18 protein-coding genes are annotated in these 21,938 nt (G+C 46.4%); 3 read left to right on the forward strand and 15 right to left on the reverse strand.

All coding sequences use genetic code 11. From position 1 onward, the window contains the following. Window positions 1-110: 110 nt before the first annotated feature. The 7 genes from NSQ20_RS27125 to xylA form a co-directional block, all read right to left on the reverse strand. Complete coding sequence (locus NSQ20_RS27125) at window positions 111-737, reverse strand: bifunctional 4-hydroxy-2-oxoglutarate aldolase/2-dehydro-3-deoxy-phosphogluconate aldolase (RefSeq protein ID WP_047841586.1); 627 nt, start codon at window positions 735-737, stop codon at window positions 111-113. Window positions 738-888: 151 nt separating this feature from the next. Beyond that, window positions 889-2,040: an MFS transporter gene (locus NSQ20_RS27130; RefSeq protein WP_036606945.1), complete on the reverse strand. Its 1,152-nt coding sequence runs from the start codon at window positions 2,038-2,040 to the stop codon at window positions 889-891. Between the two features lie 117 nt (window positions 2,041-2,157). Then, entirely contained in the window at window positions 2,158-2,556 is a 399-nt protein-coding gene (locus NSQ20_RS27135; protein WP_127546709.1) for an Rrf2 family transcriptional regulator, read from the reverse strand. Between the two features lie 183 nt (window positions 2,557-2,739). Further along, window positions 2,740-4,869 (reverse strand): glycosyltransferase, encoded by a 2,130-nt coding sequence (locus tag NSQ20_RS27140; RefSeq protein WP_340031220.1) that lies wholly within the window; start codon window positions 4,867-4,869, stop codon window positions 2,740-2,742. An 11-nt stretch (window positions 4,870-4,880) separates the two neighbouring features. Next, window positions 4,881-5,597 carry a glycosyltransferase family 2 protein gene (locus NSQ20_RS27145; RefSeq protein WP_340031221.1) on the reverse strand — a complete coding sequence of 239 codons (717 nt, stop codon included), beginning with the start codon at window positions 5,595-5,597 and terminating at the stop codon, window positions 4,881-4,883. 221 nt (window positions 5,598-5,818) lie between these two features. Beyond that, complete coding sequence (gene xylB / locus NSQ20_RS27150; RefSeq protein WP_076319649.1) at window positions 5,819-7,312, reverse strand: xylulokinase; 1,494 nt, start codon at window positions 7,310-7,312, stop codon at window positions 5,819-5,821. A gap of 623 nt (window positions 7,313-7,935) precedes the next feature. Next, window positions 7,936-9,252, reverse strand: coding sequence for a xylose isomerase (xylA, locus tag NSQ20_RS27155; protein WP_036606941.1), 1,317 nt, complete (start codon window positions 9,250-9,252; stop codon window positions 7,936-7,938). Between the two features lie 199 nt (window positions 9,253-9,451). Here xylA and NSQ20_RS27160 point away from each other — a divergent pair, with 199 nt between their 5' ends. Both NSQ20_RS27160 and NSQ20_RS27165 read left to right on the forward strand, forming a co-directional pair. After that, window positions 9,452-10,618: an ROK family protein gene (locus NSQ20_RS27160; RefSeq protein WP_076253581.1), complete on the forward strand. Its 1,167-nt coding sequence runs from the start codon at window positions 9,452-9,454 to the stop codon at window positions 10,616-10,618. A gap of 147 nt (window positions 10,619-10,765) precedes the next feature. Further along, window positions 10,766-10,963, forward strand: coding sequence for a hypothetical protein (locus NSQ20_RS27165; protein ID WP_017692236.1), 198 nt, complete (start codon window positions 10,766-10,768; stop codon window positions 10,961-10,963). Between the two features lie 1,022 nt (window positions 10,964-11,985). Here the strand turns inward: NSQ20_RS27165 and NSQ20_RS27170 are convergent. Both NSQ20_RS27170 and trxB read right to left on the reverse strand, forming a co-directional pair. Then, a complete protein-coding gene (locus NSQ20_RS27170) occupies window positions 11,986-12,216 on the reverse strand; it encodes a glutaredoxin family protein (protein WP_036668031.1) in 231 nt (76 codons plus the stop codon). A 62-nt stretch (window positions 12,217-12,278) separates the two neighbouring features. Next, the gene (gene trxB / locus NSQ20_RS27175; protein ID WP_036606934.1) at window positions 12,279-13,220 is read right to left on the reverse strand and encodes a thioredoxin-disulfide reductase; all 942 of its coding nucleotides are present in this window, start codon (window positions 13,218-13,220) and stop codon (window positions 12,279-12,281) included. 256 nt (window positions 13,221-13,476) lie between these two features. Between trxB and NSQ20_RS27180 the strand changes: the two genes are divergently transcribed. Further along, complete coding sequence (locus NSQ20_RS27180) at window positions 13,477-14,208, forward strand: ZIP family metal transporter (protein ID WP_036606933.1); 732 nt, start codon at window positions 13,477-13,479, stop codon at window positions 14,206-14,208. 122 nt (window positions 14,209-14,330) lie between these two features. Here NSQ20_RS27180 and NSQ20_RS27185 read toward each other — a convergent pair whose 3' ends face one another. From NSQ20_RS27185 to NSQ20_RS27210, 6 genes are all read right to left on the reverse strand, one after another. Then, window positions 14,331-15,140 carry an alpha/beta hydrolase gene (locus tag NSQ20_RS27185; protein WP_127546588.1) on the reverse strand — a complete coding sequence of 270 codons (810 nt, stop codon included), beginning with the start codon at window positions 15,138-15,140 and terminating at the stop codon, window positions 14,331-14,333. 132 nt (window positions 15,141-15,272) lie between these two features. Beyond that, a complete protein-coding gene (locus tag NSQ20_RS27190) occupies window positions 15,273-17,288 on the reverse strand; it encodes a heavy metal translocating P-type ATPase (protein ID WP_340031222.1) in 2,016 nt (671 codons plus the stop codon). A gap of 422 nt (window positions 17,289-17,710) precedes the next feature. Beyond that, entirely contained in the window at window positions 17,711-19,018 is a 1,308-nt protein-coding gene (locus NSQ20_RS27195; protein ID WP_036606925.1) for a homocysteine synthase, read from the reverse strand. 238 nt (window positions 19,019-19,256) lie between these two features. Next, window positions 19,257-20,102 (reverse strand): sugar phosphate isomerase/epimerase, encoded by an 846-nt coding sequence (locus tag NSQ20_RS27200; RefSeq protein ID WP_100529836.1) that lies wholly within the window; start codon window positions 20,100-20,102, stop codon window positions 19,257-19,259. A gap of 37 nt (window positions 20,103-20,139) precedes the next feature. Next, a complete protein-coding gene (kduD, locus tag NSQ20_RS27205; RefSeq protein WP_036606921.1) occupies window positions 20,140-20,892 on the reverse strand; it encodes a 2-dehydro-3-deoxy-D-gluconate 5-dehydrogenase KduD in 753 nt (250 codons plus the stop codon). Between the two features lie 77 nt (window positions 20,893-20,969). After that, the gene (locus NSQ20_RS27210; protein WP_340033066.1) at window positions 20,970-21,728 is read right to left on the reverse strand and encodes a DeoR/GlpR family DNA-binding transcription regulator; all 759 of its coding nucleotides are present in this window, start codon (window positions 21,726-21,728) and stop codon (window positions 20,970-20,972) included. Window positions 21,729-21,938: the final 210 nt, after the last annotated feature.

Here is a 21,938-nt window from a genome sequence, read left to right on the forward strand (position 1 = left end):
GCACGTTAAGCGACATGGGTTTTTATGATAAAGATTGATCCAACAATTAATCTAAAGGCACCTTCATATATATACCCAAGTATACATATCCCTCATCTGATGCTGGAATCCTAGGCTTCAGCTGCTTCCACAAATCTCCGTGCACATGCTGCAATCTGCTCATGATCTCCTGCCACAAGAGCTTCTCGTGGTAAAAGTGCACTTCCCAGACCCACTGCAGCAGCGCCTGCTGCGTAATAATCAGCAATATTCTCCAGTGTGGCACCACCTGTTGCCAGCAGTGGAATATGATTCAGTGGAGCTTTGATCTCCCGCAGATACGGTATGCCCAGGCTCGCCATCGGAAACAACTTCACAACTCGTGCTCCCGCTTCATGGGCAGCGACAATCTCCGTAGGTGTCATGGCTCCAGGCCAGATCTCGACACCATGTTCTACAGCATATTCAATGACAGACAGATCGACATTGGGAGACACCAGAAATTGTGCACCTGCAGCGACGGCTTCCTTCGCCATCTGCACATTCAGTACCGTACCCGCTCCAACATAAGCCTTTCCTTCATGCCGCTCACGCCAGTCTGCAATAATATCATGTGCTCCAGGTGTGTTCAGTGTGACTTCCATCAGCCGGATGCCACCACCTGTCATACCTTGTCCAGCTGTTACTGCCGCTTCGCGGCTTATACCGCGCACAATCGCGACCAGCCTCGACTCCAATAGTACTTCCGTCAAATTCATATCCAGTTCCCCTTGATTCATCAATTCGGCAGCCGAAGACAGGCAATCATCGTCACCGCTTTTCCGTTATTCATTATTGTAAAGCATATCCTCTCCTGGATGAAATCATTTGATCCAATATTCACTTCTTCCTTTTAAAAAGACATTGAATTCAACTTGGCTTTGTAGTTAACCTGAAGGAAACAAGGGCAATCGCCAACGCCAACAGCAGGACCATACCACCAATCCACCCCAAATTTTGAACGGAATTGTATTTCACAACTACACCTCCCAATCCGGCACCGAAAGTCATACCTATGTTCATTACTGCCGTATTGTAACTCAGGACTGTTTCAGAAGACTGTGGTCTCAATGTTATCAAATAGAACTGATTCGCGGGCGTTGTTATCCAGGCAGCTGTGCCCCAAATCATGATGGTCAGAAGAATACCTATTGTGGAACCTGCTGTGATGGGCAAAATAAAGAGGGCACCAGCATGAATAATCAAACTGATTGGAATCGTGCGAACAGGTCCCCATCGATCTACCGCATAGCCACCAAGACGGGAACCTATGAATGCAAATACACCCAATACAAGTAACGCCGTACTAATCATTTCTATTGAAAAATCGGCTACTGAACTTAAAAGTGGAGCGATATAAGCAAATACCATGGTGTAACCCAGAATCCAGAAAACAGTCGTTAATAATCCGGTGATAACCTTTTTATCTTTGATAATCAATAATTGTTGCTTCAGGGAGAGAGACGGGTTACCCTCCATTCGAGGAATAAATCTGTACAACAGCATGAAATTAATAAATGCGATAATTGCAATCATGATATAAACGTAGTGCCAATCCATGTAGGCAGCAATGAAGGTACCAATCGGCACTCCTAATACCAATGAAACGGTGAATCCTGTGATGACAGTTGCAATGGCACTACCCTGTTTGCCAGAAGGAGCTAGTCTTGCAGCATAGTTCGTGGCTAGGACAAAATATAGACCACCACTCATGGCCAATACGATGCGTGAGAACATAAGCATGCCAAAGTTCAAACTGAAGAATGCAATGATATTTCCCAAGATAAAAATAAGCATGGAATACAGAAGTACTTTTTTACGTTGTAACTTGGAAGTCAGCATGACCAGAGCCCAGGCTCCCAATGCATGAGATAGTGCATATACGGTGACCAATTGTCCCGCTAATGAGATCGAAACCTGTAAATCGCGGGCAATGATATCTAAAACACCAGATACGACAAATTCGGCTGTTCCCACAACAAAGGCTCCTAAAGCCAATAAATAGATAATAAATGAATTCATTTCAGTCTCCTTTATTCAAAAGAATAGTGTGTGAAATCTTCTGGATATATTCGTTTGTTGAGTTTTTTTAATAGATATAAAAGACAAATTATATCTATTAAAAAAACAAAAAAATACTTAATGCATCATTGATATTTTACCGGCAATCGAAGATAATTTTCGATTTTTAAACACTTCTTCCATCTGTCCTTCGGCAGTGATCATGGTTTCTTGAATTAAGCATCCCTGTTTATGATGACAACAATCAAACAGAGAGGTTGTACCCTCAATGGCCTGGATGATGTCCAAAAACGTAAGATCCTCCCACTTCTCCTGAAGTGTATACCCGCCATGGGCACCAGATGAAGAATGAATCATCCCCTCTTTCGTCAATTTGGTTAAAATCTTGGACAGATATGTGGGTGAAACATTCTGCCACTTTGAAAGTTGCTGCACACCCACAGGTTTATCTGAATTGGATGCCGCAAGAAAAAGCATCGTGTGCAGGGCGTAATTGGTAGCTTTGGAATACTTCATCATCTCATTCCTCCCTAATAAAAGACTTAATATATCTACAATAACTCCTTTAATGCAATTACGTCAATAACCCCCTCTCATAAAAGTGGCACATTGCGTCCACTCTTTTATCAGAGGAGGCTCTTGTTACAAACAACTGTTCCAGCAATATCTATACCTACAGTTCCAATCTATATGCATGCTTTAGGCATTTTCCAATACGTTATCCTTCTCCAAATCTTTAAAGTATCGATCGTTATATAACATGCTTGGATGTGTTGGATGATAGGCGAGTGCGATATCATTATGTTCCCGGGCCTTGGCACGGTTACCCATCCGGTCATAACACACACATAGTTGCAGATGCGGCATCCAGGTCCAAGCTGCTTCATTCAGCACTACCATAGGGTCATCAGGACGTACAGCACGAGTCGCCTGTTCGTACCAGAACAGGGCCTTGCGATAATCTTCACGGTCGGCAAAATAACCACCCAATCGACAGCAAATCTCGGCTCTTGGCAAATCATAGGCAAATGATCGGAACAACGCCGTGACTTCCTGTTCCGGATGTTCAAGTGCAGCTTCACAATCCGCAATTTTCTGGCAAGCAGCGATCTGATCTTCCACCCAGCCCAATCCGGTATCCAGAAACTTCTCATAGTACTTCACCGCATCCTCATGCTGTCCATGGTCCTTCAGCTCATTACCGAAATAGTACAAGTCACGCGGCCCGAATTCCTCTCCGGCCTGTTCCCTTTTGCGATAGATCCGCAGATTACGATCGGTATACACCTTATCTTTCTTGTGGGTAACCGCTATATCACTATGCAGCAGATTGCCCGCTACAGCCAGATATTCATGGACCGCGCCAATCCAGCGAAATTGCCGATCCCGACGCACCAGACGATTCCGGCGCAGGCTGTAGGCTACCTTGCCATCTGCTGTGAATGACAGATTATAATCCATTGTAACACTATCAACATCCGGGTCCAGCGAACGTTTCAAGGCGATCAGTTTCGCCCGATCTTCCGGTTCGAACACATCGTCTGCATCCAGCCACAGAATATATTCACTCTTTGCCTGATCGAAGGCATAGTTGCGTGCTGCTGCAAAGTCATCCACCCATTCAAAATCAACGATACGATCCGTATATCTGGAAGCAATCTGACGGGTACGATCCGTTGATCCGGTATCCACGATTACAATCTCATCGGCGATACCGTTGACCGAGTCCAGACATCTGGCGAGGGAAGCTTCTTCATTTTTCACAATCATACACAGGGTAATACTGATCGTCTCCTCACCTCTTCTCGCCCTGCGATTAAAGGCGGAAACCCCTGGCAGTTCGGACAATCGATAGATGTGGTACGCAGGGAAATGAGTATCAACGAACAAACGAAAACCCAGTGCCTGAGCACGGATGCAGAAATGACGATCTTCGCCCCAGAAGGATACATTGGGAATCTGGTCATATGAGACTCCTGCTGCCAGAACATTTTTGCGAATAAGAGTACATGCCCCTAGCCCTCCAACTTCATAACAACCCGGGATCCGTAGCTGATTTAGAAAAGCAGTCGTTTGCGTGCCCTCGTCCTCCGTCTCGGTTCCGTCTACTGTTTTGCCACCGCGGCGAAACAAAGCATACTCATCTTGCAACCATACCTGCGGCATTTCCCTGGCATCCGGCTGCCAGCGGGTCCAAAAAATATTGGATACAATGTCTTTGCCACTCGATACAAGTTGCTCCAGCGTCCGCGGATGCAGCACCAAGTCAGAATCAATCAGGAACACCGCATCGTAGTGATTGTCGCGTGCATATTGCAATATGCGATTTTTCAAACCGGCTACACGCCAAATCTGCTCATCCTGCCAATAGTGTCCTCCCTCATCCTTGCTGTACACCCCTTTGTTGTCAGGACTACCGCTACCATGTTCATCTGCTTGAATAACCGTCCCTTCATGCAGAAGCACAAATTCATGCAATATATTCGATGCGGCTTCTTCCACGTTATCGTCAACAAACAGATAATCCGTCTTCACTGTTGTTCGTTCCAGTGCATGCAGAGAATCCAGAAATTCACGGAGCACCGGAGTTGTCTGGCGAATCGGGCTGGCGATCAGTATTCTTTCTTGCTCAAACGCTTCATGCTCTTCCGATTGGCGGGTTTCCAGCGAATTATCAGAACGTCTGGACGGTCGATGATTACTCTGGGTCTCATGTTGCTCCTCTTTTTGATGTTCTTTCTCATTCTCTTTTTCTTGTGAATTCAGCTCTATTTGAGGTTGGGATTCTTCTTGCGATTTGCGTAACGGTTCTTTCTTCAACGTGCTCACTCCCCCTCTCCTTATTCGAACCATGCCAACAGTCGTGGCTCTTGATCCAATATCGATTCGTACTGTTCCTTCCAACCGTATCTTGCTTCAGGGTCCAGTGTTTGATAGCGTTCATATTTGCGGATGCGGTCTTCTTCCCGCGCCCAACCATAGTGCTTCACCCGGGGAGCATGACATCCATAGGACCAATGCTGGATTGTTAACGGAAAACGACCACAATGCTGGGGTGTCTCCTTCCATTCATAGTTCATCCCCGGGTGATAACGAATCAGAAATGGCCGATAATAGGCATGCGCCTGCCAGAACTCATCTTCCCGGTAATGCGTCTCACTCCACATATCAAACAATCTGAAATAGATCGCATCTTCATTGCCACTGAGCAGCATATCCCGTACCAACCCAAAGTCACTGGTTAGAATCTCATCCGCATCCAGATTCAAAATCCACTCCGGATTGGTCGCCACCGTCTCTTCCCATTGTTGTTTTCTCAGGCTTACCTCGTCTGCAAAACGTGAAGCAGCGTTCTCCACTAATACGAGTGGAATACCGTCCAGAAGTTCCCTGCACAGCCCGACCGTTGCATCCGTACTTCCATCATCAATGATTACTGCGCGATCAATCCAGGGACGATGTCTCTCCAGTGCCTGCCTGAGATAACGATTCTCTTCATTACGAACGATCATCGATAAGGTAATATGTGGTCTTCCATGTTCCTCATGTCCATCCAAAGCTTCACCCCCATGCTCAAGCTTCTACCTATTAAAATGTCGGACACACGATGCCTGGACGAATCACAATCCTCTATTTCCAATCTATGCAGAGCCTGAATGCGGATATGCAGGCCAAAGAAACCTTTCATGGGGTTAATCTTGATGAACGACAAAAAAGCACCCGCCTTCGCGGATGCTTTTAAATGTAATCATAAGATTAATGTAGTGAAATAAATGAATTAACGGTATTCAGCCAAACGATCATTGAGACTACGAGTCTGTCCGTAGACTTCCTGGTACAGTGCGAACAGTCCATCATAGACGGCAACCGTTTCCGGGTTCGGCTCATAGGACTTCGCTGGACGAATAAACGCTGTTGCACATTCTTGCAAAGACGGGAACCAGCCACAGCCATAGGCAGCCAGCATCGCTGCACCCATCGCAGGACCCTGTTCGCTCTCCAGCTTCACAATCTTGGCATTGAAGACATCAGCCTGCATTTGCAACCAGGCTTCGTTCTTGGCACCGCCACCAATGGAGATGACTTCATTGACTGTTTTGCCTGCACCACGCAGAATATCAATGGACTCGCGCAGCGAGAAGGTAATGCCCTCCATCACCGCACGTCCAAAGTGCTCCAGCTTGTGCCCTGCATCCATACCGATGAAGCTGCCACGGATATTCGCATCCGGATGAGGGGTACGCTCCCCAACGATATATGGTGTGAACAACAATCCGTTGCTGCCCGCCGGAACCTGATCGATGCCCTGCAAGAGCACATCAAACGATTTGTCCGCTGCAAACGTATCCTTGAACCAGGACAGGCTATATCCTGCGGCAAGCGTTACACCCATAATATAGAAGGCATCTTTCTCTCCGTGGTTAAAAAAGTGTACTTTGCCTTCGAAGTCGAGATCTTTACGCTCTTCGTAGGAAAGCACAACCCCGGACGTTCCGATGCTGCACATCGTCTGTCCTTCACTCAGAATGCCTGCGCCAATGGCACCACACGCATTGTCCGCACCACCTGCATATACTTTCGTCGCAGTCGCCAGCCCCGTTTGATCCGCAATCTCAGGCAACAATGTGCCCACTTCCTCAAACGATTCCACAAGACGTGGACAAAGGGAGATCGGCAGCTCAAATGCTTCTGCAATCTCGTTGCTCCACTGCTTGCCTGCAACGTCCAGCAGCAAAGTTCCCGCTGCATCGGAATAATCCATAGCGTAATCCCCGGTCAGGCGATAACGTACATAGTCTTTTGGCAACAGGAACAAGGATGCTTGCTGTAACAATTCAGGCTCGTTCTCCTGAACCCACAGAATTTTCGGCAAGGTAAAGCCTTCCAGTGCACGGTTCCGGGCAATGCTTAACAGCTTGCCATCCAGCACTTTTTCGATCCGGCGGCACTGAGCCGTTGTGCGTGTATCGTTCCACAGGATTGCGTTACGCAGCGGTTTGCCTTCAGCATCTACCAAGACCAGTCCGTGCATCTGACCGGAGAAGCTCAATCCTTCGATTTCCGAAGGCTGCACGCCAGACACTTCCAGCAATTTACGCAAGGAAACAATGGTCTGCTCTACCCAATCTTCGGGATTTTGTTCGCTGTATCCAGCCTTGGGCTGGTACAACGGGTATGCCTCGGATGCTTCAAATGCCACTTTTCCTTCACGATTGACCAACACGGTTTTGACCGCGCTGGTTCCAAGATCGACGCCAATTACGTAACTCATAGGTTAACTCCTCTCGTTTGTAACAAGATTGTATAAATGAAACCTTTGATGCTCATATGGTCACTTCGTGATCAGAAAACCCTTGGATCGCCGTTACCCCCGGATTTCCTTTAATCCCTTTGACAAGGGAGAAATCCGGGGATAAATGCGCACGCTCCGCTTCCTCGGGTCCTTTCTGCTCACTCCGTTTTGCATGCACCATCTTAGACAACCATTTATATCAAAACAGTAAAAACATACTCGTTCTTATAACAGAAAGATTGATCCAATGACCTTGATTCGTCATTGGTTATAAATGAAACCTTGATGCTCATGTGGTCACTCCGTGATCAGAAAACCCTCGGATCGCCGTTACCTCGGGTCCTTTCTGCTCACTTCGTTCTGCATGCACCATCTTAGACAAACATTTATATCAAAAATTTTAAAAAATCGCGTTGTTTAACCAAAAAACCGCCCCCGTCTTCCCAAGGGAAAGTCGGGGACGGTCCGAATGTCATGCTTGTTCAGGCGTTCCATGGTACAAGCTAATCTTGTGCATAGGCAAGCTTGGATACTAATGATCAACACATATGAGTTGAGTAACCATCGGTGGTCGACGTTCACCAACCCTGCCTAATCCGCTATTAGTCAGCCAAGATGTACTGGTTGAGTTGTGCTCTCAGCAATTCCTGACGTCCGGATTGGTTTTTGCGTGGGCTTTCGTTGTTGAGTGCATACTCAGCAAGGGAAGCCAGTGTTGCTTTACCTGCAACTACATCTGCACCGATACCTTCGCTGAAGCTGCTGTAACGTTTTTCGATGAAGTCATCGAATACGCGATCTTCAATCAACTTCGCTGCTACTTTCAGACCTTTTGCATACGTGTCCATACCTGCGATGTGTGCCAAGAACAGATCATCAGCTTCGAAGGAACCACGACGTACTTTCGCGTCAAAGTTCACACCACCACGGCCGATACCGCCGTTTTTCAATACTTCATACATTGTCAATGTAGCATCGTACATATCAACCGGGAACTCGTCCGTATCCCAACCGATCAACATATCGCCTTGGTTTGCATCGAGGGATCCGAGCATGCCGTTTGTACGAGCAACGCGGATTTCGTGATCAAATGTATGACCAGCCAGTGTAGCATGGTTTGCTTCTAGGTTGAGTTTGAAGTGTTTGTCCAAACCGTATTTTTGCAAGAAAGCAATCGAAGTTGCTGCATCATAATCATATTGGTGTTTCGTTGGCTCTTTTGGTTTAGGCTCGATCAGGAATTGTGCATCAAAGCCAATTTCCTTCGCGTAGTCTACAGCCATGTGGAACATGCGAGCAATGTTGTCTTGCTCCAGTTGCATGTCTGTGTTCAGCAATGTGTCGTAACCTTCACGACCGCCCCAGAATACATAGTTTTCAGCGCCCAGGCGTTTACCAACTTCCAGACCTTTTTTGATCTGTGCTGCAGCGTGAGCATACACGTCTGCGTTGCAAGTGGATGCTGCACCAAACATGAAGCGTGGGTTCGAGAACATGTTCGCCGTGTTCCAGAGCAGTTTTTTGCCGCTGGATTTCATATGATCTTCAATCAGATCAACAATCGTATCAATGTTGCTGTAGAACTCACGCAGGTTGTTGCCTTCTGGTGCAATGTCCACATCGTGGAAACAGAAGAACGGGAGATTCATTTTTTCCAAAAATTCAAATGCTGCTTCCACGCGTACTTTCGCGAGGTCCAGACCCGAGTATTTATCCCACGAACGAACAGCTGTCTCCGCACCAAACGGGTCACTGCCGCCTGCAGTTAATGTATGCCAGTAAGCCATGCCAAAACGGAAATGTTCTTCCATCGATTTGCCGGCTACCACTTCTTCCGGATTATAATGTTTAAAAGCAAAAGGATTCTTGGAATCTTTACCTTCGAATGCAATTTTATTAACGGATTCAAAATAGGCCATGTGTAAAATGCCTCCTCAATAGTTTTAAGAAATCGTTTACACCGTTATCCTATCACATCGAATTTACTTTGTCTATTGGTTAAACAAAGTAAAAATAAAAATGTTTTTTACACGGTTGTTTACGCTATAATAGTCGAATAACTTGTTTCGGATGTGGGTCAGAACCCTTTTATCAGAAGAATAGGAGTGCCTTAATCATATGAAAATTACCGGAGACCAGATGCTGGTCAAAAAAATAAACAAGTCGATCGTTCTCGATACGATCCGGCGCCATGCCCCTCTTTCTCGCGCACGAGTGTCCGAGGTTACGGGGCTGAACAAAGCAACGGTATCCAACCTGGTTGCTGATCTAATCAGTGATGACCTGGTGCAGGAGATTGGCCCTGGGGAATCCAGTGGCGGACGTAAACCACTCATGCTGCTGTTCCGAGGGACATCAGGCTATGCAGTCGGTCTGGAACTCAGTGTGACCCACTTGAAAGGCGTGCTTACAGATCTGGAAGGACACATCATTACAGAGTACGCAGTGACCTTGGAACATCATGACGTGTCCTCTGTACTGGAGCAATTGAAATTGGCAGCAAAACAGCTCATTGAAGCAGCTCCTGCTTCCCCTCATGGAGTCATTGGTATTGGCATCGGGGTGCCCGGCATGGTGGATGAGGCAGGAACGGTCCTGTTTGCACCCAACCTGGGGTGGGAGAAGGTAACTCTGCGCTCGATGCTTGAAGAAGAATTTCAACTGCCTGTAACGATCGATAATGAAGCCAACGCTGGTGCTCATGGTGAGCTGAATTTTGGTGCTGGTATCGGTGTCCGTCACATGATCTACATCAGTGCAGGCATGGGGATTGGTTCAGGCATCATGGTAGATGGTGAATTATACAAAGGCGCGTGGGGCTACGCAGGAGAAACAGGCCATATGTCCATTGAAGCGGAAGGTCTGCCCTGCTCCTGTGGTAATCGTGGTTGCTGGGAGTTATATGCATCGGAAAAAGCCTACGAACACCCGGATCACCAGCTAAAATTACCTGCTCATACCACACGCGAACTTATTCATTATGCGGAGCAAGGCCACGAGGCTGTTCAAGAATTATACAACACGATTGGACGCAAACTGGGGATTGGCATTACCAATATCGTTAACAGTTTCAACCCGGAACGTATTATCATTGGCGGTCCGCTCTCTGAAGCAGGTCCATGGATTGAAACAGCGTTAAAACAAGTTGTCGAGGAACGTACATTACCTTATCACCGCCGCAGTTTGCAGATTGAATGGGCAGCTCTGGGCAGCCGTTCCACCCGCGTTGGTGCCGCTTACTCTGCGATATCCCAGTTTTTAGGTAAAATTAGGGTGTCTGTCTAATAACAGATGAAAATTGACATCATTTCGCCCCATTTCCTCCCTTTTTGTTAAAGAAATCCAGATGTATAATGGGGTTATGTGATTTTTGTCATGGCTGTGTGAATCAAGCTGTGTTAATTCCGATAACGAAACGGAGTGAAAAAAAGCGTGACCTACGTGGATACTTCAGATATCTCGGCGCAAATGTTTGTCACCGTCCTCCTGTTCCTGATTGTGCTTGCGCCCCTGTTCAGCCTTGGCATACTCCGATTGTTCCAGAGCAAAAAGAAGGCTGGTTTCATGTACATGCTGTCAGGATTGCTGGTGTATGTTGTATTTCAGACTTTCATGAGTATTTTTTTCTAGATGTAATTATTTGTTTTCATGCAAAATCCCCTTTCGCAGTAATTCATGGGTACACGTTATCATGTACTCTGATTACAGACGCAAGGGGATTTTTCTGCATATTTTTGCCCATTCTTAACATCGATGCTGAATTATGGACAACTCGAACTTTCTTTAAATCGTTCTTCAATCATATAAACGATATTCTGGATTGAGTACCTATATATTTAATACGTTTACGTTGTTTTGAGATCTGACCTCTGCAGAAGATAAGCAATGGAGTTTTTTGACTTACTCTTTAATCCTAGTTAACGGAACAAAAGTAGTCAAACCAGTATGTTTTTTTTACTTTTTCAATGTAAAATGATTGTTGGTTGGAAATTAATATTGGATTTACCACTAGATTAGAGAGGAGCTTTAATATGCTTAAAAAGACATCTGGTTTCCTGTTTGATTTTATACTTTGTTCTATTCTTTATTTTATTGGTATAACCCTACTATGGGGTATAGAACTGCAAGTTTATCCTATGATGAGTGTTAATCCAAAAGATTATATTTTGATATTCTTTGTAATTAATTCTTTGATAACTTTTCTTATTCATTCTAGATTTTATAATTTTGGAAATTGGTATACCTCACGAAAACTAATGATCAAATCCCGAACTAATAAAAAAGTAATGTCAGTTATTATTATAATGGCCTTAATTCCAGTTGTTTTAACTAGTATGTGAGCATGGATATCTCGTATATTCGCCTGCTCCCAGAAGCGAAAATGCTCCTCCTGATCTATAATCATGCTGCTTGTTCACCTCAATTATGCTCTGCGACTTAAGAAAATGATATCGCACTTCTGTACATCGGACAATTGCGAATGATGTTTGTGACCAGATACCAATCTATCCGATTCACTCATAGAAAACGCACAAAAAACCGTACCCTTCCGGGTACGGTTCTTTCTATATCCTAACGGCTCGCGAAAACCGGAATTGCATATGAATCGAAAATTTCTTTCAACACATGATGATCCAGATGATCAGCCAGATTTAAGCGTCCAATGCTTTGGCAAATTGGGTTTTATTCATACCCAGAATGCGGTGTTCACCAATGACAGTCAATGGCACGGCACGTACACCCATGTCCCATACTTGTTGTGCAAATTCATCGCTAGTTTCGATGTTGCGCTCTTCATAAGAGATACCTTTGTCAGCCAGGAACGTTTTTACGGATTTGCAGTTCGGGCAGTTCGTTGATGTATATACAATTACGTTTTCCATGTTTAATTCACCTCATATGGTTTTATATTAATCTATAGTTTGTTTGGAATCAGCTCATTCTATTACAGAACAACTGCGCTGTGCTCCAAGCTCTCAATGTATTTCTCTGTGTCCATGGCAGCCATACATCCGCTACCTGCAGCTGTAATCGCTTGTTTGTAACGTGTATCCTGAACGTCACCACATGCAAATACGCCTGGGATGTTTGTCTCGGATGTACCTGGTGTAGTCAGGATATATCCATGTTCGTCCGTAGTGATCTGTCCGCCAAGGAAACCAGTGTTTGGTGTGTGACCGATAGCTACGAATACGCCACTTGCCGGAATCACTTCTTCTTCACCTGTTTCGTTGTTTAACACTTTCAGTCCGGTTACGCCGTTGTCGCCAGCAAGTACTTCGAGTGGTGTACGGTTCAAAGCCATTTCTACTTTTTCGTTACTGCGTGCACGATCCTGCATGATTTTGGAGCCACGCAGTTCTTCACGACGGTGTACCAGTGTTACTTTGGAACCGAAACGGGACAAGAAGCTTGCTTCCTCAAGGGCAGAGTCGCCACCACCGATAACGATGATTTCTTTGTTACGGAAGAAGAATCCATCACATGTTGCACATGTGCTGACACCGCGGCCTATATTCGTTTCTTCGCCAGGGATACCCAGGTATTTAGCAGTTGCGCCTGTGGACAGGATCAATGTTTCCGATACGAGTTCACCCATACCTTCAACTTGAATCTTGAATGGACGCTCGCTCATATCGATGTTGTTCACCCAGCCTGTGCGGAATTCAGCACCGAAGCGCTCAGCTTGTTTACGCATGTTGTCCATCAGTTCAGGACCCATAATACCATCAGGGAAACCTGGGAAGTTCTCCACTTCAGTCGTTGTTGTCAGTTGGCCACCAGGTTGTGGTCCTTCAATAACGAGTGGGTTCATGTTGGCACGTGCCAGATAGATTGCTGCTGTCAGCCCTGCAGGGCCTGTTCCAATAATAATTGATTTATACATGTATAGTTCCTCCCCCGGGTTCTGCAAAAAGGTTAGACCCTCCGGCATCAAAAGCTTAGGCTTTTGCATACACTAGAACGAAAAGCCTACATCATGTCCACAAGTCCTGCCTGTGAAATGACAATGGCCCTATGCAGAAACGGAATTCTAATTTATAATCATTCTAATCTGTTGTTCATTATGATCTCTTTTATGTACGGTGTCAATGCTCGGCAGCGATTATGAAGAAGTCTTCATCAGGAGGGAAAATGGAAGCATGAACGATGCACTCATTGGCAGTTTTATATCAGCCATGTCTACCGGCCTAGGGGCCGTACCGATTCTATTTATGCGTAAAATATCACACCGTCTGCGTGATATCTTGCTGGCATACGCCGCAGGTATTATGACCTCAGCCTCGGTGTATAATCTCATTCCGGAAGCGCTTGGCCAATCGAATCTCTTTGTACTTGCATTTGGTATTATGCTTGGTAGCCTGGTTCTACTGGTGCTGGAGATGAAGATTCCACACGTCGATCTGGAGAATCCCGAGAAAATGCCTTTTAAAATTGAAACCAAAGCCTTCATGATTATTGCAGCCATCACCATGCATAATCTGCCGGAAGGGTTATCCGTTGGAGTCAGCTATGCAAGCTCGGATGAGAACCTTGGCAATCTCATTGCCTTTTCCATTGGATTGCAGAATGCGCCGGAAGGATTTCTGGTGGCCCTTTTCCTAGTAAACCAGAACATTGGCCGCTTCAAAGCGCTGGGTATTGCCACCCTGACCGGAGCGGTAGAGATTATTACAGCTATGATTGGTTACACCTTGAGCAGTCTCGTAGCTGGTCTTGTGCCTTATGGTCTGGCCTTTGCAGCCGGTGCGATGATGTTCATTGTTTATAAGGAACTTATTCCCGAGAGTCACGGCGATGGCAATGCACGTGTAGCGACGATGTCCTTTTTACTCGGGCTCATCACGATGATTGGTCTGACCGAACTGTTTTAATTGAAGACTAAAGAACCCGGCGAACAGTCCAAGACTGTCGACCGGGTTCTTTGTTTAGCCACAAATGAAGATTCCATGAAATTACTAGGATCGTCTGTCAGAGGTATTATGCCCTCTCCTGATCAGGATTGGATGAAACGAATCAATTCCGAATTGAATTTTTCCAATTCATCATAGAATGCACCATGACCACTCTCTTCAAAAGCAATCAGTTGAGACGAAGCGATGCCTTGGTGCATCTGCTCGGCGAACTCAAACGGACAGATCTCATCTTTTTTCCCGTGCAAAATGGCTGTTGGCACCTGAATGGAACTCAGGTCACCTCGCAAGTCCTCGTCCCGCAACGCAATTGCACTGCGAATGGTACCATAAGATGAAGCTTCCATGCCGAGGGCGTGGAACCAATCCATGAATGGCTGGCTGTGTTTCTTCGCGAAGAACATGCCACCAAACGTCTCCAGTAACTTCGGACGATCTGCGAAGATCGGCTCAATGATCTGCTCGTTCAACTGCTCTGGAGTCAATCCATACGGATATCCTTCACGCTGTGTGAACACAGGTGCAGCCGCAGATAACAAGGCCAGCTTGGAGACACCATGTCCCTTATGGCGAGCCATGTAATGTACTGCGATCGCTCCACCCATAGAGAACCCTGCGAGTACCGCGTCTTTCAGCTCCAGATCATCAATAACGGCACGAACATCGTCTGCCATGCGATCATAATCATATCCTGTGGAAGGCTTATCCGATAAGCCATATCCTCTAAAATCTATCGCGATGGCACGAATGCCATGGTTCGGCAGTACGTTCAATTGGTATTCAAACATTTTATAATTAACAGGCCAGCCGTGCAAAAAGACAACCGGGGTTCCTTCGCCAATATCTTCAACATATACTTTTACATTTGGTTCCACTTGTACATAACGTCCCATATTTCACAGCTCCCTTATTATCGAATCGTCTCTTCGAATCATTACCCGCTGACCCAAGGTTCAAACGTAAGCTGTTCCACCAGCCGCATACTACCAGCGAAACCAATTACTCATTTTCCTCTTCAAATCTTATTACCGTAGCAGTCTAAGCCCATTTAGAATAACCAGAATTGTACTGCCTTCATGACCTACCACACCCAGAGGCAATGCAACGCCTTGGAGGAAGTTACCAACAATTAAAGCCAGAATAACGGTGATGGCAAAAAACATATTCTGCTTCACCGTGCGCTGTGCTCGACGAGCCTGCCCAATCACCCAAGCGATCTCTTCAATGTTATCGTTCATAAGTACCGCATCAGCGACCTCCAGTGCAGTCCCGCTGCCGGACAATCCCATCCCCATACCCACAGTAGCTGCTGCAAGTGCCGGTGCATCATTGACACCATCCCCTACCATCAGCACAGGACCATACTGTTTGCGGAGTGCTTGTACCTGCTTCACCTTATCTCCAGGCAGCAAGTCTGCATAGACCATGCTTACTCCAGTTTCACGCGCAATTACAGAAGCTGATCTGGCTCGATCTCCTGTTAACATGGCAACTTTTACACCCATCGCTTCAAGCTTTTTCACTGCAGCTGCTGCCTGTGGCCGTACCGTGTCCCGCATCGCGATCAGCCCGACTAATTCACCATCAGCCATAACAGCAGATACGGTTTTTCCCTCCCCTTCAAGACGAGAGCATACATCACCCCACTCAGAAGATACTTTCACAGGGTTAACATCATGTTCATCTGAATCATCAACGTTAGCGTCCTTTATCTTCTCTAACTGCAACGATTCCATTACATTTGTTTTGCCAATGCTCCAGACCACATCGTTTACCGTTCCTTCGATGCCCCAGCCTGTTAGAGCCTGTACGTGCTCTGCTTCCTGAAGTGTAATGTTTTCCTTGTTCGCCTGATCTACGATGGCACGAGCCAAGGGGTGCATGGAGAGGTTCTCAATCGCCGCTACCGCAGCTAACAGCTGGGTACGATCTACATGTTCAGCCGTAATAATATCGGTGACTTGCGGGGTGCCCATGGTCAATGTACCTGTTTTGTCAAAAGCCACGACCCGCGTGCGAGCCATATTCTCCATATGGGCACCACCCTTGAAGAGAATGCCACGGCGCGCACTGCTGGACATCGCGGACAACATGACAGGCATGATGGCAGACACCAATGCACAAGGTGAAGCAACAACCAGAAACACCATCGCTTTATAAAATGCCTCATTCCATGTCCAGCCAAACACTAGTGGAGTTCCTGCAATGACAAGTAAGGTCACTATTACAACAATACGTGCGTAAATTCCTTCAAACCGCTCCATAAAACGCTGGGAATCCGGCACTTCTGCCTGCGCTTCTTCCACCATTTTAATGATTTTGCCAAACAGTGACCCTTCAGCCGATTTTGTAACCTCTACGTATAAAGCACCCTCCCCGTTTACCGTACCTGCATAGACTTCATCCCCCGCAACTTTGTCCACAGGCAGGGATTCTCCGGTGATGGACGACTGATTGATAAAAGAACTCCCACGGTACACGACACCATCTGCTGGGATGAGTTCTCCCGGTTTGACCAATAGCAGATCACCAGGTTGCAGATCATCAATAGCCACGAGGTTCATCTGTCCATCCTCAATACGCAGTGCAGTCTCTGGCTTCAGCGCCAGTAAAGATGAGATATCCATATGACTGCGCTCTGTCGCATAACTTTCCAACGCACCACTGAGTGCAAAAATAAAGATCAGCATCGCACCTTCATTCCAGTAACCGATGGCTGCTGCCCCGAGGGATGCTGCAATCATCAGCAGGTTTACATCCAGATCACGTTCCTTGACCAGTGTCTCGATGCCTTCCTTCGCTTTGGTCCAACCGCCAACGGCATACGCTACAATGTAGAGCATGATGGATAAGGTACCAAAATAAGGTGCAGTTCCCCAGGCAATCAGCATCAACAGCCCGCTGCCCAATGCAGATTGCATCTCTTTATTCTGCAACATGGCTCGGAAATCAGGCTTCTTGCTCCCATTGGAGCCGGGTGTTTGGGATGAGCGCTGTCCCGCTTGTTTCTGTCTGTGTAGTGGTTGATGTATCGCTTGCATATGAATCACGTTCCTTTCGAATGGTAGGTTTGCGGATGAAGAGTCTGCTAAATTCCGCTCCCAAAAATGAAGTTGTATTGAGAATGAGAGCCATTGTTAATGCCCTAAAAATGACACATGCTGCTGCGGGAATCCCGCAGCAGCATGGTTTTGTGAATGATTTTGACATAATCTCGAATGAGAATGATAATCATTTTTGCACTTATGCAATTGTGTTTACTCAATACAACTTTTAATCAGTATATGCCTGCGATCCACATTTGTAAATGGGCTTTTTTCGATGGATAGTCATACATGCGTGTTCAAAAAGACAAAAAGCCGCTGTCCCGGAGGACAACGGCTTTAACCATCTATTGATACTCATATGACCTGTTTATGGCATATCACTTAAGTGATTGTTTACACATCCACCCAAATGCCATTTACGCGCCTACACTTGCTCCCTGACTTGCTTTGATGGCTTGCTCCAGATCATAGATAATGTCTTGAATGTTCTCCGTACCCACAGAAAGACGAATCAACTCCGGATTAACGCCTGCTGCAGTTTGTTCATCTTCGGTCAACTGCGCGTGAGTTGTACTTGCCGGGTGAATAATCAGTGACTTGGAATCGCCCACGTTTGCAAGGTGAGAGAACAGTTTGACACTTTCAATCAACTTGCGACCCGCGTCCGCACCACCTTTGATGCCAAAGGTCAGAATCGCACCCTGCCCTCTTGGCAGATACTTCTGTGCAAGCTCATAAGAACCGTGGCTCGGTAGACCTGCATAACTTACCCAAGACACATCCTCATGTTTCTCAAGGAATTCTGCAACCGCAAGGGCGTTGCTACTATGACGCTCTACGCGCAGATGTAATGTCTCGAGTCCTTGCAGCAACAACCAGGAGTTGAATGGAGAGATCGTTGCACCCAGGTCACGCAGAAGTTGTACACGAGCTTTGATAATATAAGCAATCGGTCCAACCGCTTCCGTATATACAACACCGTTATAACTGGAGTCCGGCTCCGTCAATCCAGGGAACTTGCCACTTGCTTTCCAGTCAAATTTCCCGCTGTCCACGATAACGCCACCAATGGATGTACCATGACCGCCAATAAATTTCGTTGCAGAGTGAACGACAATATCTGCTCCATGTTCGATTGGACGAAGCAGGTACGGACTTGGGAATGTGTTATCCACAATCAAAGGAATTCCATGTTCATGAGCGATGGCTGCCACCGCTTCAATATCCAGTACATTCCCCTTTGGATTACCAATCGTTTCGGCATACAATGCTTTCGTTTTCTCCGTAATCGCTGCCCGGAAATTCTCAGGATCACTGGAATCCACAAATTTTACGTCCAGACCCAGTTTCGGCAAAGTCGTCGAGAACAGATTGTATGTACCTCCATACAAACTCGCCGAAGATACGATCTCATCACCTGCACCAGCAATATTCAGAAGTGAAAACGTAATGGCTGCCTGACCGGAAGCTGTAGCCAGCGCTCCAGCTCCGCCTTCCAACGCCGCAATCCGTTGCTCAAACACGTCGGTTGTTGGATTCATCAGACGGGTATAAATGTTGCCAAACTCTTTCAAACCAAACAAGTTAGCTGCATGCTCGGTGTCCTTGAATCCATAGGATGTTGTCTGATACAAGGGCACAGCTCGTGCGTTGGTGGTTGGATCAATCTCCTGGCCTGCATGAATTGCCAATGTTTCAAATGAAAGCTCACGTTCGTTTGACATAAATCTGAATCCTCCCTCAATGTATACGTTCTTTAAGTTCCTGATGTCTTCGCATGGTAGCGTATGTTTTCCATATTCTCTCACAAGATGTCGCATTTGAAAAGAATTATTTCCGATTTTTCCGATAAGAAATATTAAATATGTATATTATCAATTTCTGTACCAAAAAAACCTTTGCACTCGCAAAGGTTTTTCAGCTACTTTGGCTTCGGTATGCAATACCTCATCCTGGGTTTGGTTAGACCCGAACTGCACTCCATACTTCACGCAAATGTTTGGCCGCAGGTACAGCTTCCTCCGCAGTTACGCCTTCAAGTGAAATATCGATATGTGGCTTATACGTTTTTAACAATTCAAAAAATAACGGGTAATCCAGTATCCCTGCCCCAGGTACCGGATTGTACTTCTCTCCCTGTGCATCAAAGGCTACATCTTTGGCATGGATCACAATCATGCGCTGATACAGCGATTCCATCACCTCGCGCAAGAAAGCCCCTTGATCTGTTGCATGTGGTTGTTTGATCAGATTACACGGATCGAACAGCATCCCCAGATTCGATGAAGGAATCTCTTCAAACAAACGTGTCATATGTTCATGGGTATGAAGAGTATGTGTCGACACAGGCTCAATCGCCGCATGCACGCCCCATTTCTCCGCTTCCTCAGCCAACTCCTCAACCGTTTCTTTCAGCACACTCCACGCCTTCTCTTCATATCCATCCGGATGTGTATCCTGATAAGTGTCCAAGCCCCCGGTCTCCGTTGCAACCATGCTGCAACCAAAATCCCGGGCATAACGCAGATGCTCCTTGAATCGATCAATGTCCGCTCGTCGTCTTACCGGATCAGGGTCAATCGGATTAATATAACAACCCAGTACTGCAATCTTCACCCCGCGCTGGGCAAATTGATCTCCAATCTCATTCGCTAGCCCTGGGCTCAGCTTGCCATTCGATGAGTCCACATCGGATAATGCTTTGGCCAGCGCCAGCTGTACGGAATTAAATCCGTTATCCGCAATCGTCTGCGCAAGCTGTGCTGTAGGCTGTTTGCCAAATGTATGTGCCAGGATACCAAGTTTCATCTCACTGCCTCCCTATGCTAATCCGATTATCAAACGATTAACGTGCCATCCAGCCGCCATCGACATTCAGCACATGACCATTCAGATAATCCGAAGCGGCAGATGCCAGAAAGACAACCGGGCCTTTCAGATCTTCAGGTGTTCCCCAACGCCCCGCAGGAATACGGGCTGTAATATCCCGGTAACGATTCTCGTCCGCACGGATCTGGGTAGTATTATCGGTTTCCATATAACCAGGTGCGATACCATTAATCTGGATTCCTTTACCTGCCCATTCATTGGCGAGTGCTTTGGTTAAACCGGCAACGCCATGTTTACTGGCTGTATACCCTGGCACATTGATCCCACCTTGATAGGACAACATGGATGCAATATTAATGATTTTGCCACTTCCACGTTCAATCATATGTCTGCCTGCCAATTGGCTTAGGAAAAATACAGTGTTCAGGTTCAGACCAATTACATCATGCCAGTCCTGAACTGCATGATCAGCCGCAGGTGTGCGACGAATGATTCCGGCATTGTTGACGAGAATGTCAATTCTGCCCTGGAACGCAAGCGCCTGTTCGAACACAGCCGACAACTCATCTTCACGACTTAAATCCGCTTCAATCACATAAGCTTTGCGTCCGAGTGCTTCAATGGCACTTGCCGTTGCCGCAGGCTTGGAATAAGAGACCAGCACCACATCAGCACCTGCTTCTGCCAAACCAATGGCCATCCCTTGTCCAAGTCCTCCCGAGGTACCTGTCACCAATGCAACTTGTCCGCTTAAATCAAATGGGTTCATGAATGATTCCTCCGCATGGTTTTGATATGCAATCCTTAGATCCGTCCGTTCTTTAATGCCATGAATAATGAATGAGGTTAACTTTGATAATCCACTGTGACACCGCTCTGCTTGTATGAGGCAGCCGTCTCTTCATCCAAACGACTATCGCTGATAATATAGTCCAGTTCCGAACACTGGGCGAAAGTTCGCAGTGCAAATTGTCCGAATTTATAATGATCCACAACGCCGTATACTTGCTGCGAGGCAGATATCATTGCTTTTTTCAAAGGAACCAGATCTCCCGTGTATATGGATAATCCAAATTCCGGATGAAGGGCTGTCGTGGATATAAAGGCTTTATGAATGTTAAGACTGGATATAAACGCAGCCGTATCATCCCCAACCAACATATTCCGTACACGAGCCCCGCCAGGCACAACCAGTCGCACTTGCTCCTTTTTGGTCAACTCCGCAATGATGAATAGATCATTAGTCACCACCGTCAGCGGTTGATTATCGAGACGTTTGGCCATCTCTAGCGTAGTGCTGCCACCATCGAGGGCAACGATATCTCCAGGTCGAATGTAAGCAAGGGCACGTTCAGCAATCTCCGTCTTCTCCGTATGATGCTTCTCGGTAACTCCGCGGCTATTCAAGATGCCGTACTGGTCATTCTGAGCCAGCATAGCACCACCATGGACACGTACGAGTAACCCCATACTCTCCAACTTGTCGAGATCCTCTCGCACAGTCTTCCCCGTCACCTGCAACAACTCACTCAGAACACTGACGGTTACTTCCTGGCGTTCCAGCAGAGCCTCCATAATTTTTTCATGTCTTTTCAATGGATTCATCATAATCAACTTCCTATACCACCTGAGTTAAATGGTAGTTTCGCACTTACACTTCGGGTACAGAAAACCTTCCGATCACTCTTATCCCATATTTCCTTTGATCCCTTATTTAAAGGGAGAAATCTGGTGATAAAGGCGCACGCTTCGCTTCTTCTGGTCCTTTCTGTACCCTCCGTTCTAGTGTCTACCCTGTCAATTTAACTCAGACAT

The organism is Paenibacillus sp. FSL K6-1122, from assembly GCF_037977015.1.
Lineage (GTDB): Bacteria > Bacillota > Bacilli > Paenibacillales > Paenibacillaceae > Paenibacillus > Paenibacillus amylolyticus.